General features: G+C 72.9%; 20 protein-coding genes and 2 tRNA genes. 9 read left to right on the top strand and 13 right to left on the bottom strand.

What is annotated here, in order from left to right; genetic code table 11:
- Window position 1 precedes the first annotated feature (1 nt).
- The 3 genes from AB0D53_RS19565 (at window position 2) to AB0D53_RS19555 (ending at window position 4,130) form a co-directional block, all read left to right on the top strand.
- Window positions 2–1,567 (top strand): SPFH domain-containing protein, encoded by a 1,566-nt coding sequence (locus AB0D53_RS19565; protein WP_362447946.1) that lies wholly within the window; start codon window positions 2–4, stop codon window positions 1,565–1,567.
- A gap of 158 nt (window positions 1,568–1,725) precedes the next feature.
- Window positions 1,726–2,316 (top strand): lytic polysaccharide monooxygenase auxiliary activity family 9 protein, encoded by a 591-nt coding sequence (locus AB0D53_RS19560; protein WP_362447943.1) that lies wholly within the window; start codon window positions 1,726–1,728, stop codon window positions 2,314–2,316.
- A 26-nt stretch (window positions 2,317–2,342) separates the two neighbouring features.
- Window positions 2,343–4,130 (top strand): AMP-binding protein, encoded by a 1,788-nt coding sequence (locus tag AB0D53_RS19555; protein WP_362447940.1) that lies wholly within the window; start codon window positions 2,343–2,345, stop codon window positions 4,128–4,130.
- A gap of 174 nt (window positions 4,131–4,304) precedes the next feature.
- Here AB0D53_RS19555 and AB0D53_RS19550 read toward each other — a convergent pair.
- The 3 genes from AB0D53_RS19550 to AB0D53_RS19540 form a co-directional block, all read right to left on the bottom strand.
- A tRNA-Lys gene (locus AB0D53_RS19550) sits at window positions 4,305–4,378 on the bottom strand.
- A gap of 62 nt (window positions 4,379–4,440) precedes the next feature.
- Window positions 4,441–5,199, bottom strand: a complete 759-nt coding sequence (locus tag AB0D53_RS19545) for an IclR family transcriptional regulator C-terminal domain-containing protein (RefSeq protein ID WP_362447937.1) — start codon at window positions 5,197–5,199, stop codon at window positions 4,441–4,443.
- A gap of 290 nt (window positions 5,200–5,489) precedes the next feature.
- Window positions 5,490–6,449: a D-2-hydroxyacid dehydrogenase gene (locus AB0D53_RS19540; protein ID WP_329820890.1), complete on the bottom strand. Its 960-nt coding sequence runs from the start codon at window positions 6,447–6,449 to the stop codon at window positions 5,490–5,492.
- A 147-nt stretch (window positions 6,450–6,596) separates the two neighbouring features.
- Between AB0D53_RS19540 and AB0D53_RS19535 the strand changes: the two genes are divergently transcribed.
- Complete coding sequence (locus tag AB0D53_RS19535; protein WP_362447933.1) at window positions 6,597–7,391, top strand: decarboxylase; 795 nt, start codon at window positions 6,597–6,599, stop codon at window positions 7,389–7,391.
- A gap of 121 nt (window positions 7,392–7,512) precedes the next feature.
- Window positions 7,513–8,610, top strand: a complete 1,098-nt coding sequence (locus tag AB0D53_RS19530) for an LLM class flavin-dependent oxidoreductase (RefSeq protein WP_362447930.1) — start codon at window positions 7,513–7,515, stop codon at window positions 8,608–8,610.
- 19 nt (window positions 8,611–8,629) lie between these two features.
- Here the strand turns inward: AB0D53_RS19530 and AB0D53_RS19525 are convergent, their stop codons facing one another.
- A complete protein-coding gene (locus AB0D53_RS19525; RefSeq protein ID WP_362447927.1) occupies window positions 8,630–10,498 on the bottom strand; it encodes an EAL domain-containing protein in 1,869 nt (622 codons plus the stop codon).
- A gap of 412 nt (window positions 10,499–10,910) precedes the next feature.
- Here AB0D53_RS19525 and AB0D53_RS19520 point away from each other — a divergent pair, with 412 nt between their 5' ends.
- A complete protein-coding gene (locus tag AB0D53_RS19520) occupies window positions 10,911–12,125 on the top strand; it encodes a M6 family metalloprotease domain-containing protein (RefSeq protein ID WP_362447924.1) in 1,215 nt (404 codons plus the stop codon).
- A gap of 63 nt (window positions 12,126–12,188) precedes the next feature.
- Here the strand turns inward: AB0D53_RS19520 and AB0D53_RS19515 are convergent.
- The 7 genes from AB0D53_RS19515 to AB0D53_RS19485 form a co-directional block, all read right to left on the bottom strand.
- Window positions 12,189–12,262: transfer RNA gene (locus AB0D53_RS19515), tRNA-Lys, on the bottom strand.
- Window positions 12,253–12,966, bottom strand: a complete 714-nt coding sequence (locus AB0D53_RS19510; protein WP_362447921.1) for a hypothetical protein — start codon at window positions 12,964–12,966, stop codon at window positions 12,253–12,255. The genes AB0D53_RS19515 and AB0D53_RS19510 overlap by 10 nt, the downstream gene beginning before the upstream one ends.
- Before the next feature lie 131 nt (window positions 12,967–13,097).
- Window positions 13,098–13,439 carry a hypothetical protein gene (locus tag AB0D53_RS19505; RefSeq protein WP_329820885.1) on the bottom strand — a complete coding sequence of 114 codons (342 nt, stop codon included), beginning with the start codon at window positions 13,437–13,439 and terminating at the stop codon, window positions 13,098–13,100.
- An 82-nt stretch (window positions 13,440–13,521) separates the two neighbouring features.
- Window positions 13,522–14,856: an AAA domain-containing protein gene (locus AB0D53_RS19500; protein ID WP_329820884.1), complete on the bottom strand. Its 1,335-nt coding sequence runs from the start codon at window positions 14,854–14,856 to the stop codon at window positions 13,522–13,524.
- A complete protein-coding gene (locus tag AB0D53_RS19495; protein ID WP_362447917.1) occupies window positions 14,853–16,460 on the bottom strand; it encodes a hypothetical protein in 1,608 nt (535 codons plus the stop codon). Before AB0D53_RS19495 ends, AB0D53_RS19500 begins: the two co-directional genes overlap by 4 nt.
- A complete protein-coding gene (locus tag AB0D53_RS19490; protein WP_362447914.1) occupies window positions 16,451–17,635 on the bottom strand; it encodes a hypothetical protein in 1,185 nt (394 codons plus the stop codon). The genes AB0D53_RS19495 and AB0D53_RS19490 overlap by 10 nt, the downstream gene beginning before the upstream one ends.
- Window positions 17,523–18,512 (bottom strand): phosphatase PAP2 family protein, encoded by a 990-nt coding sequence (locus AB0D53_RS19485; protein WP_362447911.1) that lies wholly within the window; start codon window positions 18,510–18,512, stop codon window positions 17,523–17,525. Before AB0D53_RS19485 ends, AB0D53_RS19490 begins: the two co-directional genes overlap by 113 nt.
- 244 nt (window positions 18,513–18,756) lie before the next feature.
- Here AB0D53_RS19485 and AB0D53_RS19480 point away from each other — a divergent pair, with 244 nt between their 5' ends.
- Complete coding sequence (locus AB0D53_RS19480; RefSeq protein WP_362447908.1) at window positions 18,757–19,353, top strand: histidine phosphatase family protein; 597 nt, start codon at window positions 18,757–18,759, stop codon at window positions 19,351–19,353.
- A 5-nt stretch (window positions 19,354–19,358) separates the two neighbouring features.
- Here the strand turns inward: AB0D53_RS19480 and AB0D53_RS19475 are convergent, their stop codons facing one another.
- Window positions 19,359–20,723 carry a tetratricopeptide repeat protein gene (locus AB0D53_RS19475; protein ID WP_362447905.1) on the bottom strand — a complete coding sequence of 455 codons (1,365 nt, stop codon included), beginning with the start codon at window positions 20,721–20,723 and terminating at the stop codon, window positions 19,359–19,361.
- Between the two features lie 253 nt (window positions 20,724–20,976).
- Between AB0D53_RS19475 and AB0D53_RS19470 the strand changes: the two genes are divergently transcribed.
- Together AB0D53_RS19470 and AB0D53_RS19465 are read left to right on the top strand one after the other, a co-directional pair.
- Window positions 20,977–21,423, top strand: a complete 447-nt coding sequence (locus AB0D53_RS19470) for a hypothetical protein (protein ID WP_362447903.1) — start codon at window positions 20,977–20,979, stop codon at window positions 21,421–21,423.
- A 107-nt stretch (window positions 21,424–21,530) separates the two neighbouring features.
- A complete protein-coding gene (locus tag AB0D53_RS19465; RefSeq protein ID WP_362447900.1) occupies window positions 21,531–22,490 on the top strand; it encodes a fused MFS/spermidine synthase in 960 nt (319 codons plus the stop codon).
- 405 nt (window positions 22,491–22,895) lie between these two features.
- Here AB0D53_RS19465 and leuA read toward each other — a convergent pair whose 3' ends face one another.
- Window positions 22,896–24,683 carry a 2-isopropylmalate synthase gene (gene leuA, locus AB0D53_RS19460; protein WP_362447897.1) on the bottom strand — a complete coding sequence of 596 codons (1,788 nt, stop codon included), beginning with the start codon at window positions 24,681–24,683 and terminating at the stop codon, window positions 22,896–22,898.
- Between the last annotated feature and the right edge of the window lie 87 nt (window positions 24,684–24,770).

Below are 24,770 nucleotides of genomic sequence, written 5' to 3'. Positions count from 1 at the left end.
TATGCGATCCACGGTGTCGGACAGCTCCGGAACCCCGGAGAACGGAAGGCCGCAGGAGGACGGGCGGGAGCCGGAGCCGGTCCAGGTGTGCGGCCCGGACCGGGTGGTGCCGCCCGGGCGGGAGGACGGCGGTCCGGACGGGCCCGGCGTCCCGGGGGCCTCGGTCGCGGTCGCCGTCCCGGGGGCGGGGTCCGTCGCGGAGGCCGGGGCGGAGGACGGGGCGGACTCCGTGGTCGATCTCGTGCTGGACCTGGTCCCGGGCGAGGACCTGGACTCCGCGTTCGGCGCGACCTCGGCCTCGGTGTCGGTCCCGGCCGCGGCCCCGGTGACCGAACCCGACCCGTCCTCGCCCCGGCACCGCTCGGCCCCCGACACCGTCTTCGACTCCCTCCCCGTCTCCGGCGGCGACGGGGCCGTGCAGCGGACCGACGACACGCTGTGGGGGATCGGGCGCCACCACGCGGTCATCGCCAACGAGCGGACCGCGTCCATCCCCGTGCACCTGCTCTTCCGCGAGGACGCCGTGCGCACCGACGCGGCCGCGCTCCCCGCCGGTGTGCTGCGGCGGGCGGCCGGTGGCGACCCGCCGCAGACGGGGGTGCGGCGGCCGCCCGTGCCGAGGGGGCCCCAGGTGCGGCCCTCGACGCGCCCGGCCCCGCTCGCCGATCCACGGCTCGCCGAGCGGCCGGGCCCCGCGCTCCCCGGCTGGCTCGCGCTGCTCGCCGGACTGGCCGGGGCCGCCGCCGGGGGCGCCGTGCTCTGGCGGATCGGAGCGCTGCCCGCCGCCGCGCTGGCCCGGTTCGGGATCGGCTCGCGCCCGTACGACGGGATCGGGACCGGCGCCTGGGCGGCGCTCGTCGCGCTGGTGTCGCTGGTGCTCTTCGCGCTCGGCGGCCTGAGCCGGGGACGTGTGGGGTACGCCTGGGTGCTGACGCTCTTCGGCGAGTACCGGGGGAGCGTGCGGCGGACCGGGCTGATGTGGATCAGCCCCCTGCTGCTGCGCCGCCGGGTCGACGTACGCCTGCGGCACTGGCGCAGCGAACCGCTGCCCGCCGTGGACGCCAACGGCACGGCGCTGCGCGTCGTCGTCCTCGTGGTGTGGCGGATCAAGGACACCGTACGGGCGACGCTCGGGGTCGCCGACCACGAGGCGTATCTGCGTGAACAGGTCGAGGCGGCGATGGCCCGGGTCCTCTCGCAGCTGCCCGCCGACGCCTTCCACGAGGACGCGCACACCCTGCGCAACGCCGAGGCGGTCGGCGACGCGCTGACCCGGATGCTGAAGGCGGACTGCGAACCCGTCGGCATCGAGGTGTACTCGGCGCAGCCGACCGGTATCGAGTACGCGCCGGAGGTCGCCGCGGCGATGCAGCGCCGCCGGATCGCGGCCATCGACGCCAAGCACCGCGACAGCGTCTTGACTTCGGTGGTCGACGCGGTCGACGACACGGTCAACCGGCTGACCGCCCGCGGCATCGTGGAGCTCGACGACTACGAACGGAAGTCCCTGGTCAAGGACTTGACGGTGGCGTTCTACACCGGGCGCAGCGGTGGGGAAGGCGCTTGAGGGCCCCGGGAGGAGGCCGTGGGGCCAAGCGGAATCCAACTCTCATTGGTCTGGACATGTTCATATCCCGTCAATAATCTAAGTCTTGGTCTAGACCGCAGGACACGCGTGCAGCACAGCTCATGGAACCTCCCCCACGTTCTTGAGGAGCGACAGCAATGCGTAAAAGGGCAAGCGCGGCCGTGGTCGGCCTGGCAATCGCGGGCGTCTCGATGTTCGCGACGAGCACTGCCAGCAGCCACGGCTACACCGACAACCCCATCAGCCGTCAGAAGCTCTGTGCCAACGGCACGGTGACGGGCTGCGGCAACATCCAGTGGGAGCCACAGAGCGTCGAGGGCCCGAAGGGCTTCCCGGCGGCAGGTCCGGCCGACGGCGCGATCTGCTCCGGCGGCCACGGCGAATTCGCCCAGCTCGACGACCCGCGCGGCGGCAACTGGCCCGCCACCCAGGTCACCGCCGGCCAGGGCTTCAGCTTCCGCTGGCAGTTCACCGCGCGCCATGCCACGACGGACTTCCGCTACTACATCACCAAGGACGGCTGGGACCCCACCAAGCCGCTGACCAGGGCCGCCCTGGAATCGCAGCCCTTCATGACGGTGCCGTACGGCGGCAAGCAGCCCCCGGCGACCCTGACCCAGCAGGGCACCATCCCCACCCAGAAGAGCGGGAAGCACATCATCCTGAGCGTCTGGAACATCGCTGACACGGGCAACGCGTTCTACGCCTGCTCCGATGTTCAGTTCTGACGCCTAGTCGGTTACCGTGCGGCGCCATGAGGAGCGCAGGCACCGTAGCGGAGCTCGTACAGCGCCAATGGGGCGACCACCGGCCCGGACTGAGACATCAGGACACCGTCCTCACTCATCACCAGGTCGCCTCGGGCGCTGCCGCGCGGGCCGCGCTCCTGGCGGATCTGCTGTCGGCGGGCAGCGAACCGCACCTCGGGGTGCTGCTGGACAACACCCCTGAATTCCCACTCTGGTTGAGCGCGGCGGCCCTGGCCGGGGCCGCCGTGGCCGGTATCAACCCCACCCGGCGCGGCGCCGAACTGGCCCGGGACATCCTGCACACCGACTGCCGGGTCCTGGTCACCGAACGCGCGCATCTGCCACTGCTCGACGGCCTGGACCTCCCCGGTGTCCGGATGCTGGTCACCGACAGCGACGCGTACGCCGAACTTCTCGCCCCGTACGCCGGGGCCCGGCCCGGCGACACGGCCCGGCCGGACATCGGCCCCGCAACCCGGATGCTGCTCTATTTCACCTCCGGATCGACCGGCGCGCCCAAGGCCGCGATCTGCACCCAGGGACGGCTGGCGGCGGCCGGACAGTCGCTCGTCGACCACTTCGGCGTACGGCGCCAGGACGTCCACTACATCTGCATGCCGATGTTCCACGGCAACGCCGTGATCGCGGACTGGGCACCCGCACTGGCCGGCGGGGCCGCCGTCGCGCTGCGCCGCCGCTTCTCGGCCTCCGGATTCCTCGACGACGTACGGGCGCACGGGGCGACGTACTTCACCTATGTCGGTCGCGCCGTGCAGTATCTGCTGGCCACCCCCGAACGCCCGGACGACCGCGAGCACCCGCTGCGGCTCGGCTTCGGCACCGAGGCCGGTGCGGTGGACGCGGCCCGGTTCCGGGAGCGGTTCGGGGTACGGCTGGTGGAGGGCTACGGCTCCTCCGAGGGCGGCGCGGCGATCCAGCGGACCCCGGACACCCCGGAGCGGGCGATCGGGAAGGCCGCGGCCCGCGACGATCTCGCGGTCGTGGACCCGGAGACCGGTGAGGAGCGGGCCGTCGCGGTCTTCGACGGAGCGGGCCGGCTGACCAACGGGGCCGAGGCGATCGGGGAGCTGGTCAACCGGGGACGTACGCCCTTCGAGGGCTACTGGCGCAACACGGCGGCGGAGGCCGAGCGGGTCCGCGACGGCTGGTACTGGACCGGTGACCTCTTCTTCCGCGACGCCGAGGGCTTCCTCTACTTCGCGGGCCGCACCGATGACCGGCTGCGGGTGGACAGCGAGAACCTGGCCGCCGCGATGATCGAGAACATCCTGGCCCGCTGGCAGGACGCGGCGGCCGTGGCGGTGTACGCGGTGCCCGACCCGGTCGCCGGGGACCAGGTGATGGCGGCGCTGGCCATGCGGGAGGGGGCCGCCTTCGACCCCGCCGCCTTCGCCGCGTTCCTCGCCGCGCAGTCGGACCTGGGTACGAAGATGGCCCCCGCCTTCGTCCGGATCGTCCCGGCGATGCCGGTCACGGCGACGAACAAGGTGCACCGTGCGGGGCTGCGCCGGGAGGGGTTCTGGTCCGGGGGACCCGTGTGGTGGAAGGGTGACGGCGCCGGGTACGAGCCGTTCGGCGAGGAGCGGCTGAGCGCTCTGCTGCGTGAGTACGAGACACACGGGCGTGCCGCGTTCGGCCCTCGACCGCCGGACGGACCGAACGCACCGGACGGACCGAACGCACCGGACGGACCGGACGCACCGGACGGGCGCGGAGTCCGAGCCCGTACGGCGGCCGAGGACACGGAGGCAGGGCGGGTGGACCCGCACTAGCCAGGATCTTTCGTCCGGGTCATGCAGGGCTCGCGGGGTCCGGCGCGCTTGCCGTCGTCGGCCCCTGGTTCCTCGGGGCCGGCTCCCGCTGCTGCGGCGGCCCCCGCCCTCCGCAGCAGCGAAAACACACTGGGCGGTTCACGTGTGTACGTGAACCGCCCAGTGCGTTGTCTGTGCGCCGCCAGGGACTCGAACCCCGGACCCGCTGATTAAGAGTCAGCTGCTCTAACCAACTGAGCTAGCGGCGCTTGCTGACTCGAAAATAATACCTGCTCCGGAGGGGTGCTGATGACACCCCTCCGGACGGCGCCTAGAGCGCCATCGACAGGAGGACCGGCGCCGCCCGCCGGTTCAGGGTGTCGGCCGCCGAGCGCAGGCGGTGCGCGTCCTCGATCGGCAGCGACAGTGCCAGGCAGCCCGCCGACGCACCGGCCGTCAGCGGTACCGCCGCGCACACCGTGCCGACCGCGTACTCCTGGATGTCGAGCATCGGGACCGTGGCCGGCTGGCTGTCCAGCTTGGAGAAGAGCACCTTCTCGTTGGTGATCGTCCGTGAGGTGAGCCGGGGCGTCTTGTGGCGCGAGATGTGGTCGCGGCGGCCGTTGTGATCCAGCTGGGAGAGCAGGCATTTGCCGACCGCCGAGGCGTGGGCGGCCGAGCGGAAGTCCACCCACTCGTTGACCGCGGGGGTGAGCGGGCCGTCGGCGTACTGCGTGACCCGGATCTCGCCGTCGACGTACCGGCTGATGTAGACCGCCGCGCCGACCGAATCGCGCAGCTGCGCCAGCATCTGCTGGAGTCTGGTCTCCAGGGCCTGTCTGCGGGCCGGGCCGGAACCGAGGAGCAGGAGCGAGGAACCGATGACGTACGCGCCGTCGGTGACCTGCTCCACGTAGCCCTCGCGGCGCAGGGTCAGCAGCAGGGAGGTGAGGTGGCCGGTGGGCAGTCCCGTCTCGCGGGAGATCTGGGTGTCCGTCACACCGTTGCCGTGCTTGGAGACCGTTTCGAGAACACGAAGGGCGTACTGCACCGAATGGAACGGTGCGGTCGGTTCGGGCTTCAACGTCACGGTTTCCCCCTACCAGGTTGTGACCGCAAGCTCTGCCTTCACGATAGCCGCCAAGGCCCTTGTCCGGGGCGGCTGTTGGCGACTCGCCGACGCGTGGCACCCCTGTGAGCTGCGGAGCATCCATCTGGCATATGTCAACGTCAATGCCGTTCGGCGAGTGGCGAGGTCACAGCGCCGTGCGCGGGAACGGACGGGTGCGTCCGCGCCCCGCGCCCGGAAAGATTTTTTCCGGTGAACCGAATTCGCTCGTCCGTCCACTGTCGAACGCCAGTGCCGCTTTCGGTCCCGGATCACTCACCCGGCTCCACCACGGGTACGTAACCGCGCTGCTTGTCCACCACGTTCGGCAGCGGCTCACCGGCCGCCCAGAGTTCGTACATCGCGACGAACTGCTCGCCCAGCCGGTCCCGCCAGCCCGCCGTGTCGCCGCTCATGTGCGGTGACACGACCAGATCCGGTACGTCCCAGAGCGGGCTCTGCGGCCCCAGTGGCTCCTGCTCGAACACATCGAGCGCCGCGCCCGCGATCCAGCGCCTGCGCAGGGCCTCGGCCAGATCGTCCTCGACGACCATCGGGCCGCGCCCCACGTTGATGAACCGGGCCGACGGCTGCATCAGCCCGAAGAACCGGGCGTCGAACATGCCGCGGGTCGACTCGGTCAGCGGAGCCGCGCAGATCACCCAGTCGGCCAGCGCGGTCAGCCGGTCCAGATCCTCGGCGCCGTGGATGGTGCGCCGCGCCCTGCGCCCCACGAGCGCCACCTGGACCCCCAGCGCGATCAGCAGCCTGGTGATCTCCCGCCCGATCGGGCCCGCGCCCACGACCACCGCGCGGCTGCCCGCGAGCTGCGTGCTCTCGCGGTGGCGCCACTGCCGCCGGCGCTGGAGCTCCAGCGTGCCGGGGAAGTCCTTGGCGAACGCCAGCACCAGACCGGTCACGTACTCGGCGATCGGCCGCTCGAAGATGCCCCGGGCGTTGGTCACCACCGTGCCGGAGGCCGTCAGCTCCGGGCAGAGCAGCCGGTCCACGCCCGCGCTCGCCGTGTGCACCCAGGCGGGGCGCGGCCCGTCACCGGGCCAGGCGGCCCGTACGGCGTCGGAGGTGAAGTCCCACACCAGCAGCACATCGGCCGACGGGAGCCGCGCGGCCAGTCCGGCCTCGTCCGTGTAGCGGATCCGGGCCCGGCCGGTCAGCCGGCCCAGCCGTGGTGACGGGTCGCTGTCCAGGACGAGCAGGGTGGGCTCTGACATGAGAGGCGCTCGCTCCGCTGCGTCTGGGATGTGCGGATTGACCACGCTCGCACCCGCGCCCCCACCCGTCAACAGGGCATCGGAGGCGTCGCGACATATGGGGGAATACTTGGAGGAAACGGAAACAGGGAGGGTGGACCTGTGGACATGACGATCGTCGGAATTCTCTACCCGGGTCACTTCGCGGCGGACGACTTCCCACGGATGGAGATCCTGCTCGACGCCGTCAGGCTGGTCGTGAACCGCACCGATGTCGACGAGGACGCCTACGGGATCGACGCCCTGATGCGGACCGGCTCGCCCGAACACCTGGCCGCCGGGGTGGAGGAGCTGCAGCGCGCCGGTGTCGAGTCCGTCGTGTGGGCGAGCGGCGGCGGCAGCTTCCTGTACGGCTGGGAGGGCGCCCATGAACAGACCGCCGCCCTGGCCCGGGCCGTCGGTGTGCCCGCCTCCAGCGCCTCCCTCGGCTTCGCCCACGCGGTACGGGAGCTGGGCGCCGGACGGGTCGCCGTCGCCTCCACCTACTCCGAGCGGGTCACCGGTCTGTTCGCCGACTTCCTGCATGCCGCGGGCATCGAGGTGGCCGCTGCCCGCGCCGCCTCGCTCGGCTCGGCCGCCGAGGCCGCCGCCTGGGACCTGGACCGGGTGAAGGAACTGGCCGTCGCCGCCGACCGGCCGGAGGCGGACGTGGTGCTGCTGCCCGACACGGCACTGCACACCGCCGGGCACGAGGCGGACCTGGAGGAACTCCTCGGCAAACCGGTCCTCACCGGGAACCAGGTCACCGTCCGCGAGGGCCTGCGCCTGGCCGGCCGCCGCTCGTGGTCCCCGCGACTGGGCCGGCTCTTCGCCGCCAGGGAAGCCCCGCCGGCCCCGGTCGCCGCCTGGGGCGAGGGCCGGGCACGCGCCCACAGCGGCAGGCGCGGCAGGCCGGGAACGTGACTCCGGTCCTTCCCGGAGACATGCGGGGGAATAACCGGAGACAACCTCCTGTTATCCGCTTCCGGACGTACGAGCCGGACGTACGAGCCGGACCGAGGCGCATCACCGGAGAGGTCAGCACGTGGACGAGATTCGAGGCGACGAGATCCGTGGCAGGGCGGAGGGAACGGCCCCCGTTCCGCTCTCCGTGCTGGACCTGGTGACCGTCGGGCAGGGCCGTACCGCCACCCAGGCGCTGCGCACCGGTGTGGACATCGCGCAGCTCGCCGAGCGCCGAGGCTTCCACCGCTACTGGGTCGCCGAACACCACTCCATGCCCGGCGTCGCCTCCTCCTCGCCCGCCGTGATCCTGGCCCACCTCGCCGCCCGCACCGAGCGCATCAGGCTCGGCTCCGGCGGCGTGATGCTGCCCAACCACGCACCGCTGGTCATCGCGGAACAGTTCGGCACCCTGGAGGCCATGGCCCCCGGCCGAATCGACCTCGGCCTCGGCCGCGCCCCCGGCACCGACGGCGCGACGGCGGCCGCCCTGCGCCGCAGCGACCGGCTGAACGAGGGCGCGGACGACTTCCCGCAGCAGCTCGCGGAGCTGACCCGGTTCCTGGACGACGACTTCCCCGACGGCCACCCCTACGCCCGCATCCACGCGGTCCCCGGCCCCGTCCAGGCCACGGCCGACGGCGGCGTCCAGTCGCCGTCCCGCCCGCCGCTCTGGCTGCTCGGCTCCTCCGGCTTCAGCGCCCGGCTGGCCGGTGTGCTCGGCCTGCCCTTCGCCTTCGCCCACCACTTCTCGGCCCAGAACACGATTCCGGCGCTCGACCTGTACCGGGAGTCGTTCCGGCCGTCCGCGGTGCTGGACGCCCCGTACGCCCTGATCGGTGTTGCGGCCCTGGCCGCCGACGACGAGCGCGAGGCCCGCCGGCAAGTGCTCTCCGGCGCGCTGTCCATGGTCCGGCTGCGCACCGGCCGCCCCGGTCTGGTCCCGACGCCCGAGGAGGCGGAGGCCTACGCCTTCAGCCCGATGGAGCGCGAGTTCGTCGACAGCTGGCTCGCCAACATCGTCCACGGCACCGCGGACCAGGTCCGTACCGGCCTCGACGGCCTGGCCAAGCGCACCGGCGCCGACGAGCTCATGATCACCGCCAACGCCCACAGCGGCGAGGCGAGGCTGCGCAGCTACGAACTGATCGCGGACGCGTACGGACTGCCCACGGCCTGACCCGGCCCCCCGCGCCGGCTCAGCCCTGCATCGGGCGGGTGCCGATCAGCTCGGCGATCCGCTCCGGGGCCACCGCGCGCGAGTAGAGCCAGCCCTGCCCGGTGTCGCAGCCGATCCTGCGCAGCCGTTCCGCCTGGCCGGCCGTCTCCACGCACTCCGCGGTGACGGTCAGGCCCAGCCGGTGCGCCAGCTGCACCATCGCCTCGACGATCGTCTCGTCGGCCGGGCTCGGGTGGGCGCCGTCGTCGTAGCGGAAGCCGCGTACGAAGGAGCCGTCCAGCTTCAGTACCGAGACCGGCAGCCGGCTCAGATAGGCGAGGTTGGAGTAGCCGGTGCCGAAGTCGTCGATGGCGATCCGTACGCCCATCTCGCTGAGCGACTGGAGCGCCTGGATCGGGCGCCCCGCCGAGCCCATCACCGCGGACTCGGTCAGCTCCAGCTGGAGCAGCGAGGGGTCCAGGCCGGTCTCGGCGAGGATCTCCGCGACATCGGTGACCAGGTCGGAGTCCCAGACCTGGCGCACGGCGACGTTGACGCTGATGAACAGCGGCGGATCGCAGGGGTGCTCCAGCTGCCAGCGCCGGGCCTGGCGGCAGGCGGACTGCAGCACCCACCGGCCGAGCTGGACGATCGAGCCGTCCTCCTCGGCGATCGCGACGAACCGATTCGGCGAGAGCATGCCGAACTGGGGATGGTTCCAGCGGACCAGGGCCTCCACCCCGCGCACGACTCCGTCGGCCATGCCGACCAGCGGCTGGTACTCGATGGTGAACTCGCCGCGCTCCACGGCGGGCCGCAGATTGGACGAGAGCGTCTGCCGGGTCATCCGGTGCGCGTTGCGCTCCGGGTCGAAGACCGTCCAGCGGGACTTGCCGTCCGCCTTCGCCCAGTACAGCGTGGTGTCGGCGGCCTGCATCAGGCCGGTGGCGGAGGTCCCGGCCACGGCCCGTTCCACCACCCCGATCGAGGCCGACACGGAGATCCGCTGTCCGGCCAGGTCGAAGGGCTGCTGGAGGGCCGCGAGAACGCTGCGGGCCAGGTCGGTGAGCTGCTGCGTACCGGCGGAGTCCTCGACCAGGATCGCGAACTCGTCACCGCCGAGGCGCGCCACCAGATGGGCGCCGGCGCGGTGCGGGCCGTCCTGGGCCGCGCAGTCGGTGAGCCGTGCGGCGACGGCGGCGAGCAGCCGGTCGCCGATCCGGTGGCCCATCGTGTCGTTGACGGCCTTGAAGCCGTCCAGGTCCAGATAGCAGAGCCCGACCCGGCCGTGCCCGGAGGCGCTGTCGCCGTACGGCGGGGTCTCCAGGACGGCCGAGAGCCGTTCGAAGAACAGCGTCCGGTTGGGCAGCCGGGTCACCGGGTCGTGCATCTGGAGGTGGCGCAGCCGCTTCTGCAGCTCGCGCCGGTCGCTGATGTCCGAGACGGAGAGCAGCACCCGGCCGGATGCGGATCCGTCGCCCGCACCCGTCACCTGCACGGGCATCGGTACGACGGTGACCTCGGCCCACAGGGCGCGTCCGTCGGGGTGCTTGAGCCGGTGGGTGCAGCGGAACCGTGAGCGCCGCCCGTGCAGCACCTCGCGGTACGCGTGCCAGGTGCGGCCGTCCGCCGCGAGGTCGAGCAGATCGGCCGCGGACTGGTTGGTCAGTGCGGAGGCGGGGCGGCCGAGGAGGCCGCCGAGGGCTTCGTTGGCGGTGACGACCAGGCCCTCGTGATCGACGACGGCCATCGGGAGGGTGGCGGCCAGGAACGCGGCCCGGTAGCCGTGCGGCTCGGAGCACCCGGCTCCGGCCGGTGGCCACGGAGTGTCACATTCCGTGGTCGCCGGTCCTGCGGAATACCGGGGTGTGCCCGCCGTGGGCCCGGGCCCTTCGGGGGTTCCGCTCACCGTTCGCTCCCGCCGTGCAGTTCTGTCCTGAACAGGTGTGGCCGGACTGGCCCGCCGCGCGGAGCGCCTGGGTCGAAGGCGGTATCCACGCGGGAAAGCCTGGTGAAGCATAGAGGTTGGTACGTCGGCCGTTCCAGCGTCCGACCCTTCCACGCCCCGCGTTCGCCCCGCATGGGCCATTCATGCGTAGCTCCGATTTGCACGTAACAGATCAGTTCTGAGTGATTGCGTTCTACTGCAAGGCCTCGCTGATCGATTGTGACTTTCTGTGAGGGTCAGGGTCGTGATCGATTGCTGACTCGACTGGGGCAGCCCAACAGGACGAAAGCCTCGAATCATCACAGGGTGAGTGGGTGACCGCATCTCGCACCCGGAGGTAGACGTGCCGCCGCGTCAGCACAGATCCGGGGGAGTGGAGAGGCCGAGCCTGCGTGCCGTGGGTGCCGCCGTGACCTCTCTTCTGGCGCTCGCTGCCACCTCCCTCGTCGCCGGGCCCGCCGCGGCCGGCGCTGACGGGGCCGGTCCCTGCGCCCTGCCCCGGACCGAGGCGCACCACTCCCTCGGTGTGAGCGACTGGAACGGCTCCTACCCCCGCCCCGACCACCCCCTCGACGCGGTCATGGTCTTCCTCTCCTTCCCGGACCACACCCCCGCCATGACCCCCGCACAGCTCGCCGCCGACCACTTCCCCGCCACCACCCGGTTCTTCCAGCGCGCCTCGTACGGGAAGTTCACCCTGCGCCCGCACCCGATGCGGCAGTGGATCCGGATGCCCAAGACGTCCGACCAGTACGGCATACGCCGCGACTGGGACAACGACCGGCGCAGCAGCTATCTGCACGACGCCGTCGCCGCGGCCGATCCGAAGGTCGACTTCTCCCGGTACGACATCGTCTATCTGGTCGCCGACCCGGACGCCCCGGGCGTCGACTCCGATGCCACCAAGGTCGTCAACTTCGACCGGCCGCTGCACGCCGACGGTACGGACATCCGGCGCGTCGTCACCGTCTTCGAACAGCACCCGCCGGACCACAATGTGCTGGCCCACGAGACCGGGCACGTCCTCGACCTGCCGGACCTGTACCACCGGCCGTCCGACGGCAAGGGCGACTGGGACACCTACGTCGGCGACTGGGACGTGATGGGCAGTCAGTTCGGACTCGCGCCGGACCTCTTCGGCTGGCACAAGTGGAAGCTGGGCTGGCTGGACAGCCAGCAGGTGATCTGTGTCCAGAAGAGCCGGGACGTCACCCTGGAGCCGATGGCCGCCGTGCCCGAGCCCGGTGCCTCCATCGGCACCCGGCTCGCGGTGATCAGGACCGGCGAGGACAGTGCCGTGGCCATCGAGGCCCGCAGCGCCACCGGCAACGACAGCATGACCTGCACCGAGGGCGTCCTGATCTACCGGGTACGCAACGGAACCCCGTCCGGCGGCGGCCCGGTCGAGGTCCTCGACACCCACCCCCGCACCGACGCCTGCTGGGACCGCTCGGTCTACGCGCCGCTCGCCGACGCCCCGCTGCGGGTCGGCGAGACGTACAGCATCCCCGGCGCGCACGCGAAGGTCGAGGTCGCCGACCGTACGCCGTCGGGCGCCTGGACGGTCCGGATCACCACCGGGACGTAGGGCGGCCGGCATCCGGCGGACACGAAGAAGCCCCCCGCTCGCGCGAGGGGCTTCTTCCGTCTGTGCGCCGCCAGGGACTCGAACCCCGGACCCGCTGATTAAGAGTCAGCTGCTCTAACCAACTGAGCTAGCGGCGCCTGCTGACGTCGTAGACATTAGCATCCGGATCGGCGGGAGGAAAAATCGAATTCCGGGCCATCGACGAGGGCGCCGATCTGGTCACCCGCACACAGGCCCAGAGCAGCACGTCGGGGCCCGGCAGCCAGGGGCTGCGAGTGTCGGGGGCGACCAGCCAGCGGGGGCCGGGAGTGGTGGAGGTGCAGGTCAGGGGCGGGACGGTCACCGCGTCCCCGGTGCCGTGGCAGAGCAGCGGCGGGACCTTGCCGTCGGCTTCCTCGCCGTCGCCCCACCCGTGCGGGCCCATGACGGCCCGCGGCCCGGGCCCGCCGCCCCACTCCTCCCAGTCGAGCAGCGAGGGGAGCCGCTGGGCGGTGCCGGGCGAGGCGAACAGCAGCATCCGCCCGCGGTGCGTGGCCACCGGACCGGAGCCGGGGCCGTCGGACCACAGGTGTTCCAGCATCCGGCGCCCGAAGAGGGTGGGCACATTCACCACGTCGAAGGCCGAACCGCAGGGCAGGACCCCCGGCGAGGAGGGGTGGGCCTCCCACTGGGCCAGTGTGCTGCGCGGATACGCGGCGGCGCCGGCGAGCCAGGCGGCACCGGCCGCCGTGACCTGAGCCGTCTGGTTCGCGGCCTGGTTCCGCAGAACGGCGAAGAGGCCCGCGTCCTGGTGGGTGTCGCCGTGGTGCAGGGTCGAATTGTCTGGCAGCCATGCGGTCATGCCGACATATCTACCGGGAGTGATCGAGCGGATTCCGAGAGTTGCCGGAAACCGGGACAGGCCGGGGTGCGGAGGAGTATCTTGCGCTCGGGCATATGCCAGTGGTTCTGCCCGGAGTCAGGACCGGCCCCTCAGGGCGTGGCACCGCCCAGCAGGCTCCGGCCGAACTCGACCATCTTCTTGGCGTAGTCCTCGGTCCACTGCGCACGCTGTGCGATGTCCGCGGTCGTGAGCCGGTCGAACCGGCGCGGATCGGCGAGCTGGGCGGCCGCGATCGCCTGGAACTCGACCGCGCGGTCGGTCGCGGCACGGAACGCCAGGGTCAGTTCGGTGGCGCGGGACAGCAGCTCCCTCGGATCCTCCATCGACTCCAGGTCGAAGAAGTGCTCGGGATCGGCGACCGCCGCCGACGGCTCGAAGAGCAGGGGCGCGGGGCGCAGCCGCTGCCGCTCGTTCCGCTCGGGTTGTGCCATGTGGTGTTGCCTCCTTGGGTCGGCCCGGTGGCCACCCTCCATTGTCCAACGCCCCGCAAGGGGGCCCGGAGCACGGCGGCCGTCACCCCGCCCACCGCACCCGGTGCTCCGCCAGATGCGCCAGCACCGAGTGGTTCGCCTCCCAGCCGTCCGGGAACTTCACCGTGACGCCCAGCTGCACCGGCTCCGTCGACGGGTGCTCGTCCAGCAGCTCGGCGACGCCCGCCCGGCACACCACGATGCAGGCGTGCCGGTGGCGCGAGGCCAGCACGCAGAGCCGGCCCGTCTCCAGGTGGAAGGCCGTGGCGTCGGGACGGCCGGAGAGCGGGTGCAGGACCACCGTCACATCGAACTCGCGGCCCTGGAGACGGTTCGCCGTGTCCACCGCGACGCCCGTCACACCCAGCTCCGCGAGCGCCGCCCGTACCGCCGCCGCCTGGTCACGATGGGCGGTGCCGACCGCGACCCGGTCCGCCGTCACCGCGACCGGGTCCGGCGAGCGCTCGCTGGTCGCCGCGCCGCCCCGGTCCAGCAGCCGGCGGACGACCAGGGCCACCGCGCGCACCGCCTCCGGGTCGGTGCGCGGAGTGTGCCGGGCCGGCAGCTCCAGCAGGCCCCAGCCGGACTCCGCCGCCTCGTCCAGCACCCGGTCCGGGGCCGACCCGTCGGACGCCACACCGAACGACAGCCGCCGGTCGCCGTGGTCCGTACCGCTGCGGAACGGGGTGTACGGGTAGAACGCGTCCGAGACCAGCGGCGCGGCGGAGGCGGGCAGCCGCCACGACACCGGAAGCCGGTGCTGCGGCAGCCGGGGGTTGTGCGCGAGCAGCGTGGAGACGGCGCTCGCCGACGGGTCGTACGAGAGCCCCGCCCACTGGTCCGCGCCGACGATCGAGAACGGGTCCAGCTGGCCCGGATCGCCGACGAACAGCGCCCGCTCGAAGAGCCCCGCGACGGCCAGCAGCGCGTCCGAACGCATCTGGTACGCCTCGTCGACGATCGCGTGGCCCCACGGCTCGACGTTCTTCACGTGCGCCCACTTCGCGGCCGTCGAGATGACGACGTCGAGCCCCGCGAGATCGGACGCCTTGGCCGACTTCCGTACGTTGGCCAGCCCGTCCAGCACCTTGTCGTACGGGTCGGTGTCATTGCTGTGCAGCCGGCCGACCGGCAGCCCCGGGTCCTTCTCGGCCAGCCGCACCACCAGGTCGTCGACCTGGGCGTTGGTCTGCGCGACCACCATCAGCGGACGCCCGGCCGCCGCGAGTTCGAGCGCGGCACGCACCACGAGCGTCGACTTGCCGGCACCCGGCGGGGAGTCCACCACGATGCCGCGCTCCGTACCGCCCAGGGTGTCGGCGAGGATCGCGTCGGTCGCCCGCGCGGCCTGGGCGCCCGGGTCGAATACGGCGGTCACAGAAGGTCCTCCGCGGTCACGGGGTCGGGGCTCTCGGCATGCCCGGCCGCACCCGGCGGGCCGCCGTGCGTCCAGGGCGTCTGCTCCGGGTCCGGCAGCTTCGGGCCGCCGCGCTGATCGTGCTCGAAGAGCGTCCAGGCGATCCGGTCACCCGGCTCGGGCACCGAACCCGGCGCCGGCTCCTTGCTCCGCCCCATCCGGTCGAGGATCCGCAGCACCAGCGGGGGCGCGCCCCCGTCCTCCGGCTCGGCGTACCCCACGAACTCGGCGGTCTGCGGTCTGCCCTCCAGCGAGCGGTACACCTTGGTGCGCTCGCCGAGATGCGGGTGCTCGTCCGTGCGGACCGTGACCAGCGGGCGCGGCGAGGGGCGCTTGGACTCGCTGTACGCCATCACCACCTCCGCCACCTCGGCGACGAACGCCTCGCCGGCCAGCCGCCGCCCGGCCAGCACCAGCGGATCGTCCAGCGCCTCCTGGGCCTCCAGCTGGGCCTGCGCCGTCTCCCGCGAGGCCAGCTTCTGCGCCGCCGTCACCGCGTCGTCCCGGCGCGGCTGCGGCGGCTCGCCCGAGCGCACCCGGTCCCGGTGACCCGTGAACGACCAGCGGTCCCTGGTCCAGCGGTCCTCGGCCCTGGCCCCCTCGGGGAGCTCCCTCAGCAGGTCGAGCCCGCGCCACACCGCGTCCCACGTCGGGCGCGTCACCCCGGCCAGCAGGGCCCTGATGCCGCGCTCGGCCGCCGTCAGTTCGCCGAGCCGGGCATCGGCCGCCAGCCCGTCCTCGGCGGCCGCGAGCGAGGTCCGCGCCCGGTCGTACTTCTCGATGGCGGGCGCCAGCAGCCGGTTGTCGAACGCCGGGTCCGTGGCCGGACCGGCCGGTGGGCACAGCAGCTGCCCCTCGCCGTCCCGCTCCAGCTCCGCGCGGAGCGCCGCCGAGGCGCCCGACTCGCCCGCCGGGGCGTCGATCCAGGCCAGCAGCGCGCCCAGGTGCTGGTCCTCCAGACTGCTCTGCCCGGTCGCCCAGTGCCGGTTCAGCAGATCGGTCGCGGAGAGCAGCAGCGAGGAGCCGGGCACCCTGGCCCGCTCCCCGTAGTGCGTCAGCCAGCGGCCCAGCAACGGGACCCGGGCGGGGGCGGGGTACGGGGTGTCGGGGTCCTCCTCGGCCGTGCGGCGGAACCGCATCGAGCGGCCCAGCAGCCGGACGAACTCGATGCCCGCCCGGCTCGGCACGATCAGCTGTGGCGCGTCCGCGCACAGCTCGACCTCGACCTTGACCTTCTTCCCGGTCTCCGGATCGGTCTCGTTGCGCTCGGCCGGCTCGACGACGTCCTCGTACGCCTCGATGTGCGGCAGCACCGCCTCGGCCAGCTCGGCGAGGAACGCGAACCTCAGGTCCCGGTCGCGCGGCTGCGAGACCGTCAGCAGCCGGGGCGCCTCCCGGTCGGTCCCGACGAGCGCGCCCAGCGGGGCGCCCGCCTCACCGGCCGTGGTCAGCGGAACCAGCACGAGGGGCCGGTCGGTGAGATGGCGGTGCAGGACCGTGGCCGTCGGCCGGGCCCGGCCGCTCTCCACGGCCTCCAGCCGGGCCAGGGTGCTGATCAGCGACATGCCGGACCGCCCGCCAGCGCCTCGGCGCGCAGGGCCGCCGCGCGCCGCAGGGCCGCGACCGTCGGATCCGCCGGGTCGCCCTCCTTGCCCGCGGCGGCCGCCAGCACCTCGCCCACCGTGGTCAGCCCGCCGAGCTCACCGCGCACACTCCGCCCCAGCGCCTCCACCGCACCGGCCGCGCGCGCCTTCGCCCGGCAGTGGAAGGCCAGCTCGCAGGCGGCCAGGCACTCCGGGGCGTAGGCCGCGCCGACCGATTCGACCGCGGCGTCCAGCTGCTGCCGGGGGCACTCCGGGTCGAAGGTGGTGCCCTCGGGCAGGGCCGCCGCGATCTCCTCGATCCGGGTCAGCCTGGTCAGCTGGCGACGGGTGACCGCGCGCTGCTTGCGCACGTCGACGACCGAGGCGGTGGGCAGGTTGGAGAAGTCCTTCGGGCAGACCAGCAGCACCCGGTGGCCCACCTCGGCGCCCTCGGTCAGCTCCGCGATCCGCTCCAGCGCCAGCACGTAGACGGCGGACTGCCGGGCCGCCGCACCGACCTTCGCCGCATCGGCCGAGCCGTCGACCATGGGGAAGGACTTGATCTCGACGACCGTCCAGGTGCCGTCGGGGTGCACCGCCACCGCGTCCGGCTCCAGATAGGCGGGGGAGCCCGCCACCTCCAGGGCCAGCATCGGGTGGTCCAGCAGCGCCCAGCCGCCCGCCTCGGTCGCCTCCCGCAGCGCCAGCGCCGTACGCGCGGCGCGGCCCTCGGGGCCCGCCGCCGTCAGATCGGGCACCGAGATCTCGCGCGGCGCCCCGTCACCGCCGCCGAGCCGTTCGTACAGCAGCCGCATCAGCTCCGTGCCCCCGTCGGCCTTGACCTTGGCCTCGAAGGCGTTGCCCCGGACGAAGGCGAACTGCGACTGGCCGAAGGGGGCCGGGGAACCGAGCGCCGAGGCCAGCGCGGCCTTGTCCACCCCGGCACCGTCGAGCAGGGCGCGGCGCCGGCAGCCGGGGTTGGCGGCGAGGGCGGCCAGCGCGCGGGCGTCCAGCGGGCGGGGCGGGACGGCCGGTCCCCGCAGCTCAGCGAGCCGCTGCCGGAGTGTCGTCCCCCGTGGCTCCCGCTCCCGTGGGGGCGGTGTCGGCCCGGGGCGGTCGGCCTGCCGAGGCGTCTGCGTCGGCCGGTGCCGCGGCATCGGTGGAGTCTGCGGAGGTGGTCCGCTGGCCAGGGATTCGCTCACCCGCGGAAGTCTTGCATCCGGCACTGACAATCGGGGACTCGACGACCGGGGCGACCCGCGGGAAGCGGGCCCCGACCAGGTCCCTGATCCGGTCCGCCAGCCGCATCGCGGGCCGGGCCAGCAGGGCTCCGACGCCCATCACGGCGGCGCCCGCGACCGCGTCGAGGAGGTAGTGGTTGGCCGTGCCCATCACCACGAACGTGGTGATCAGGGGGTAGGCGACGCCCGCGGCCCGGATGTACGGGTTCTTGCTGTGGCGCCAGAGCAGGATGCCGCACCAGAGCGCCCAGCCGACGTGCAGGCTCGGCATCGCCGCGTACTGGTTGGTCATTCCGCCCATGCCGCGCGGGGCGCTGGCCTCCGTGCCCCACCAGCCGTACGAGCTGTACTGCGCCATCGTGTCGACGAAGCCGTACCGGGCCTCCAGCAGCCGGGGCGGGCAGGTCGGCATCAGCGTGAAACCGATCAGGCCGAGCAGCGTGGAGGTCATCAGCCAGGTGCGGGCCCTGCGGTACACCTCCTGGCGGCGGCGGAAGAGCCAGATCAGGACGGCCGGCGTGACGAGGTAGTGCAGGGACGCGTACGCGAAGTCGGAGGGTATGCCTATCGAGGGGTGCGCGGTGAGCAGCCGGTTGAGCGGGTGTTCGAGGTTGATGTGGAGCGTCTTCTCCAGGCGCAGGAGGCTCAGGCCGTGGTCGACGGCGGTGGACACGTCGCCGCGCGCCACCAGCCGGCCCGCCGAGTAGGCCCCGTACACCAGAGCCAGCAGCGGCAGCTCGGTCCACCAACGGGGCCGCGGGGGCGGCACGGGCACGGTGCTGGCATGCTGCATCCGGAGTTTCTCCATCATGTGTTCATGCGACCGAAGGCGGGCGTTCAACCGTACGGTGCGGCTCGGTCGCGATTCCCCCGGGGTCCTTTCGGGGCTCCCTGTGCGCGCAGATTTCTCCGCGCAGAGTGGGACGCGTGTTCGGCCCGGGAGGTTGCCTCGCGATCACGTGCGCGATGATGGGAAAACCGGATGATCCATGTCGCCTCGATCGCCGGCCTCAGATCTCAGTTCAGGGAGAGCCGTCATGGCACCGCGTATCCTGCTCGCCCGGCACGGCCAGACGGAATGGTCCGTCAGGGGCAATCACACCGGCAGGACGGACATCCCGCTGCTCGACACCGGCCGGGCGGGCGCGAAGCTCCTCGGTGAGCGGCTGCGGCACGGGCCGTGGGCGGAGCTGCCGGGCCTGGAAGTGCGCACCAGCCCGTTGCTGCGGGCCAGGGAGACCTGCGAGATCGCGGGATTCGCGGACCGGGCCGAGCCGTGGGACGCACTCATGGAGTGGGACTACGGGGCGTACGAGGGCATGACACCGGCCGAGATCAAGGCGATCCGGCCGGACTGGTTCATCTGGCGCGACGGGGTGCCGGAGGGCGAGACCCTGGCCGAGCTGTCCGCCCGCGCCGACGAGATCGTGGAGTGGGCCCGCTCGGCCGACCGCGACGTGCTGGTCTTCGCCCATGGGCACATCCTGCGGGCGCTGGGGGCGCGGTGGCTCGGCGAGGACGTGTCGTTCGCGGCGCGGATCCGGCTCGACCCGACCTCGCTCTCGGTGCTGGGCTGGGCGTACGGGGCCCCCGCGATCGAACGCTGGAACGACACGGGCCACCTGGACCGTTAGCGCTCCTACGCGGAGGCGGCGGGCCGCGCCGTCTCCGCGTACCGCTCCAGGAACTCCCGTACCTCCGCCACGTACCGCTGCGGCTTCAGCACCCCCACCGCCTGCGCCAGCATCGCCCGGATACGGGTCGACTGGACGCGGTTCAGCAGGTCGAGCACCTGATGGCCGGCGGCCGCCGCCTCCGCGCCGCGGTCCGCGTGGGCCAGGTCCCAGGTCAGCTCGGCCCGGTACAGCGCCTGGTTCCGGGTGAAGTGCGGGTCCTGGAGCCGGGTGGCCCGGAGCGCGTGCCGGGCCGCCCGCGGCCAGTCGCCCAGCGCCGACCAGCACTGCGCCTCCAGCATCTCCAGCTCCGCCTCCCGGAAGAAGGTCATCCACTCCGGATCGGCGTCGCACGGACCGCGCCCGAACGCGGTGTGCGCCCGCCCGAGCGCCCGCTCGCAGCCCGTACGGTCCCCGAGCCCCGCCCGGCCCCCCGCCTCCCGCAGCGAGAGCAGCGCCAGCAGCCGGGGCGAGCCCAGCGGCTGCGCCGCCCGCTGCGCGGCCTCCGCGGCCCGCACCGACTCGCGGGGCCGCCCGGTGTCCCGGGCCAGGAACGACGTATTGCAGAACGCGTGCGCCTCCAGCGCCGGATCACCGGCCACCCGTGCCGTGGCGAGCGCCTCCGCGTAGTGCGAGCGGGCGTCCTCGAACCGGCCCGAGTCATGGGCCAGCCAGCCCACCGAGATGGCCAGTTCGCCCGCTCCGGCGTGCAACCGGTCGGCGGTGGTGCGCCGGGTGGCCGTCCCGGAGTCGAGCAGCGCGTACGCCGCCCGCAGCGGCTGGAACGCCTTGCGGTACAGGCCGTCGCCGCCGTGCCGGTCGTCGAGCAGCCGGATCTGCCGCACCGCCTCCTCCACGGTGCTCACCTCGCTCTCGCCGACCCGCCGCGGGTCGGGCCGGGCGGTGGCGGCAGCGGCGGATACGGAGCCCGGGCCCAGGCCCAGGGTCGCGGCCGCCATCGTGGTGGTGCCGCTCGTCATGAATACGCGACGCAGCACGTCGCTCTCCTCGTCGGGGTCGCTGTGGAGCGTAGGGGGCGGTGGGGTTTCGGCAGTGGCCCGCGCCCCCCGGCCGCGTACGGTTTCACGCGGCGAGAAGCCCAGGTCCGCCAGGGTCGTTCCGGGAAACATGTGCAGGAAGACCCGTTCGTACGCGTAGTTGGGGCAGCGGATCTCCCCGGACTCCACGCGTCCGACGTACCGGGCGTCGCACGCGACCTGCTCGCCGATCTCACGGGCCGATCTGCGTACCGCGGCAGCGAACTCCCCGGCGGAGCGCTGTCCGCGCAGCCGCCGGAAGGCGAGGTTGGGCACTGCCCCTGTCGACACCATGGGCGGGGACCTCTCTTCTGCAGCTCTTCTGCAGCCGGGCTTCCTGCTTCCGGTGTCCCGGCGGAGCAAGAACGTACCTGCTGTGAGGAGTCACACACACGGCGTTTGCTGATAAAGGGGGCATCTCGCCCGCAATCTGCCATGAACTGCCACCCTTTGCGGCGGCGTGGCACCGTAGCCCTTGACGCCGTCGGGCCGTTGGTCCATGAGGAGACGGAATCCGGCTCCGCCCGGCGATGAGAGGAGAGGTCCCTTGTTGCATCTCGGCACGGAGACCGACTCGCGGACGAATGCGACGACCCCGGCCGCGACGGGTGCCCCGGCGCCCACCACTGCCACGGACGGCCACGGCGGCGAACCCTGCGACCTGGTGACCGTTCCGGCCCGCCAGGGCCTGGAGGCCGTGGACATCCTGCGCCGGGACGCCGAGCAGGACATCGGCCCGGTCCTGCACGACGGCGCCTGCGACACCCTCGGCTTCCTCGTGCCGCCGGGGACCGCCGAGGCCTGGGACGTACCGGGCAGCGCCTGCACGCAGACCGCCGGCCGCGGGCTGCGCATCCCCGCCGAGCCGCCTGTCACCGGCAGCGGCTGGCTGCTGCCGCCCGGGAACGACGCCCCGGTCACCGACCCGGCGGTGCTGCGGGCCGCGCTCGACGAGGCGGCCCGGCTGATCGAGGCGGCCGACAACTGCCGCTGACCGCCTTCTCGCCCGCGTGCCCATAATGGGCAGGTGGACGGGTTTCCCCGGCACGGCCGGCTCCCTGCCGGTCCGGAGCGAAGAGCAGTGAGCGGGCACGAGCAGCGGTGGCACGTCGAGGAGCGTCGGGCGGAGGTGCGGGCGCCCGCAAACGGTCCGACCGCAGGGCCGGGAGCACGGCCGAGGAGAAGAGCGGGGGCCGGGCCGAGCGCGGCGCCGGGCGCGGCGGGCGCAGGACGGAGCCCCTCGCCGAACCGGTGGACGGCTCCCTCGCCGAGCTGGTCCCCGACCGGGAGCGGCCGCGCGCCTGGACGCTGACGCTGGACGGCGCCCCGCAGTCCCATGTCGATCTCGACGACCCCACGTTCCTGTCCTTCGAGTACCAGCGCAGGATCGGCCACATCGCCGATCTCGTCGCACCTCCCGGGCAGCCCCTGCACGTGGTGCACCTGGGCGGCGGCGCCTTCACCCTCGCCCGCTACATCGCGGCGACCCGGCCCCGCTCCACCCAGCAGATCGTCGAGGTGGACGCCGCGCTCGTCCAACTCGTCCGCCGGGAGCTGCCGCTGGACCCGCAGGCCAGGATCCGGGTCAGGGCCACCGACGCCCGCGCCGGGCTCGGGAAGATCCAGGACGGCTGGGCGGATCTCGTCATCGCCGATGTCTTCAGCGGGGCCCGTACCCCCGCACACCTCACCAGCACCGAGTTCCTCGCCGAGGTCCGCCGGGTCCTGAAGCCCGGCGGGAGCTACGTCGCCAACCTCGCGGACGGGCCGCCGCTGACCCATCTGCGCGGCCAGATCGCCACCGCGGCCGCGCTCTTCCCCGAGCTGGCGCTGGCCGCCGACCCGACCGTGTGGCGCGGCCGCCGCTTCGGCAACGCCGTGCTGCTCGCCTCGGACCTGCCGCTGAAGGTCGCGGAGCTGACCCGCCGGGTCGCGACCGATCCGCATCCCGGACGCGTCGAACACGGGCGCGCGCTCGCCGACTTCACCGGCGGCGCGGTGCCGGTGAGCGACGCGGACGCCAAACCGTCCCCGGCGCCGCCCCCGTCGGCCTTCGGGTAGGCGTGCGCCGCCGGTCGGACGGTCCCGACCGGCGGCGGACGGTCGTCGCGGGTGCGGAGGACCGCCGCCCGCGCTGGAACAGCGACTGGCCGCGAACATCGGCCGTCGCGGGTGCGGAGGACCGCCGGCGTCGTGCCGCCGTCCCGGCCGAAACCCACCCGATCGTCCAGGAACCGCCGGTCCTCACCAAGGCGTTCGGCGCGTACGAGCAGCCGCCCGGCGCCGAGTGGGGCGCCGCGCGCCCGCGCGTTCCTGCCGGGCTTCCGCCGCACCACCGCCGGCGGGGACGCGTGTACGGGCAACGGTCCGGCGCCCAGTGGGGCGGCCCGCGCCCGCGCCCTCCTGCCGGGCCTCCGCCGCACCACCAGCGCCCGGGACGCGCGCCCCATTTCCGTCGGACAGGCCCTACCCCGCCCGGTTCACCGCCGACAGCACCGCCAGGATCGAGGCCGTGAGGACCGAGGTGTCCTGTCCCGCTCCCCAGCGCACCTCTCCGTCCACCCGGCACTCCGCGTACGCCATCGCCGGGCTCCGCTGCCCCGGACCCGTCGCGTGCTCCGTGAAGTCGAGGACGTCCACCTCGATGCCCGCGGCGGCCAGTGCACGGGTGAACGCCGACACCGGGCCGTTGCCCGTGCCCTCGTAGTCGCCCTCCCGTTCGTCCACCCGCAGCGTGCAGATGAACCGGTGCTCACCGGCCGGGTTCCGGTCCGTGGACCAGGAGGCCAGGGCCACGTTCCCGTCCCGTCCGGGCAGCAGGTACGTCCTGTCGAACAGCTCCCACAGATCCTTCGGCGTGGCCTCCAGACCGCTGTCGTCGGTCGCGGCCTGCACCGCGTGCGAGAAGTCCGCACGCATCCGGGCCGGCAGGTCCACCCCGTGGTTGCTCCGCAGCAGATGGGCGATGCCGCCCTTCCCGGACTGGCTGTTGACCCGGATGACCGCCTCGTACGTACGCCCCACGTCCGCCGGGTCGATCGGCAGATACGGCACCGACCACAGCTCGGAACCGCTGCTCGCGTGATGGGCGAAGCCCTTGCTGATGGCGTCCTGGTGGGTGCCGGAGAACGCCGTGTACACGAGATCGCCGCCGTACGGGTGGCGGGGCGGCACCGGCAGCCGGTTGCAGTACTCGACCGTGCGGCGGATCTCGTCGATGTCGGAGAAGTCGATCATCGGGTCGACACCCTGGGCATGCAGATTCAGTGCCAGATTGACCAGGTCGACATTGCCGGTGCGCTCACCGTTGCCGAACAGGCAGCCCTCCACCCGCTGCGCACCCGCCAGGACGGCGAGTTCGGCGCACGCGGTGCCGGTGCCGCGGTCGTTGTGCGGATGGACGGAGAGGATCACCGAGTCCCGCCGCTCCAGATGGCGGTGCATGTACTCGATCTGGTCCGCGTACACGTTCGGCGTCGCGATCTCCACCGTGGCGGGCAGGTTGTGGATGATCGGCCGGTCCGGGGAGGCGTCCCACAGTTCGGTGAGGCTGTTGCAGATCTCCAGGACGAAGTCGGGCTCGGTGAGGATGAACACCTCGGGGGAGAACTCGAACCGGATGTCCGCCCCGGGCCGCGCCCGCGCCAGCCGTTCCATCCGCCGCGCGGACTCCAGCACCGTGGCGTGCACCTCGGCCCTGCTGCGGCCGAGCACCACCTCGCGCCAGACCGGCGCGGTCGGGATGTACAGATGGACGACCGCGCGCTCCATCCCCTCGATGGACTCGAAGGTCCGGTCGATCAGGTCCGGTTTCGCCGGGGTGAAGACGACCACGGTGACGTCGTCCGGCACGGCGTCGCCGTCGGCCAGATGCCGGACGAAGTCGAAGTCGGTGCGGCTCGCGGACGGGTAGCCGATCTCGATCTCCTTGAAGCCCATCGCGACGAGCAGATCGAACATTCGGCGCTTGCGCGGCGTGTCCATGGGCTCGGCCAGCGCCTGGTTGCCGTCGCGCAGATCCACCGGCACCCAGAGCGGGGCACGTTCGATACGGGCCTGCGGCCAGGTGCGGCCGGTCGGCGGGACCTCGACGCGGTCGAAGGCCGAACGGTAGCGGTGGGAGGGCATGGAGCTCGCCCGCTGCGGATTCCAGCGGGGGGCATCGGCGGGCACGGGCCCGCGCGGAGTGCAGATCGTGGGGAAGCCGTGCATCGGTGACTGACGGTCGGGCATGAGGACGGTCTCTTCTCGCATCGCCGGACGCGACCGGCGCAGCACGGCATCCCGCGGCGGGGTGCCGGTCGCTTCAGGCCCCGCCGCGGCAGCCGAGAAGAAGGAGAC

This window comes from Streptomyces sp. NPDC048295 (assembly GCF_040652135.1).
GTDB lineage: Bacteria > Actinomycetota > Actinomycetes > Streptomycetales > Streptomycetaceae > Streptomyces.
This window is presented reverse-complemented; position numbering and strand designations above follow the sequence as displayed.

Excerpts from the sequence above, each read along its gene's own strand:
- AB0D53_RS19485 (WP_362447911.1), bottom strand. The coding sequence starts at position 18,512 with ATGCAGCATGCCAGCACCGTGCCCGTGCCGCCCCCGCGGCCCCGTTGG.
- AB0D53_RS19510 (WP_362447921.1), bottom strand. The coding sequence starts at position 12,966 with ATGACCGCATGGCTGCCAGACAATTCGACCCTGCACCACGGCGACACC.
- AB0D53_RS19480 (WP_362447908.1), top strand. The coding sequence starts at position 18,757 with ATGGCACCGCGTATCCTGCTCGCCCGGCACGGCCAGACGGAATGGTCC.
- leuA (WP_362447897.1), bottom strand. The coding sequence starts at position 24,683 with ATGCGAGAAGAGACCGTCCTCATGCCCGACCGTCAGTCACCGATGCAC.
- AB0D53_RS19475 (WP_362447905.1), bottom strand. The coding sequence starts at position 20,723 with ATGGTGTCGACAGGGGCAGTGCCCAACCTCGCCTTCCGGCGGCTGCGC.
- AB0D53_RS19535 (WP_362447933.1), top strand. The coding sequence starts at position 6,597 with ATGACGATCGTCGGAATTCTCTACCCGGGTCACTTCGCGGCGGACGAC.
- AB0D53_RS19540 (WP_329820890.1), bottom strand. The coding sequence starts at position 6,449 with ATGTCAGAGCCCACCCTGCTCGTCCTGGACAGCGACCCGTCACCACGG.
- AB0D53_RS19490 (WP_362447914.1), bottom strand. The coding sequence starts at position 17,635 with ATGCCGCGGCACCGGCCGACGCAGACGCCTCGGCAGGCCGACCGCCCC.
- AB0D53_RS19555 (WP_362447940.1), top strand. The coding sequence starts at position 2,343 with ATGAGGAGCGCAGGCACCGTAGCGGAGCTCGTACAGCGCCAATGGGGC.
- AB0D53_RS19565 (WP_362447946.1), top strand. The coding sequence starts at position 2 with ATGCGATCCACGGTGTCGGACAGCTCCGGAACCCCGGAGAACGGAAGG.
- AB0D53_RS19495 (WP_362447917.1), bottom strand. The coding sequence starts at position 16,460 with ATGTCGCTGATCAGCACCCTGGCCCGGCTGGAGGCCGTGGAGAGCGGC.
- AB0D53_RS19505 (WP_329820885.1), bottom strand. The coding sequence starts at position 13,439 with ATGGCACAACCCGAGCGGAACGAGCGGCAGCGGCTGCGCCCCGCGCCC.
- AB0D53_RS19560 (WP_362447943.1), top strand. The coding sequence starts at position 1,726 with ATGCGTAAAAGGGCAAGCGCGGCCGTGGTCGGCCTGGCAATCGCGGGC.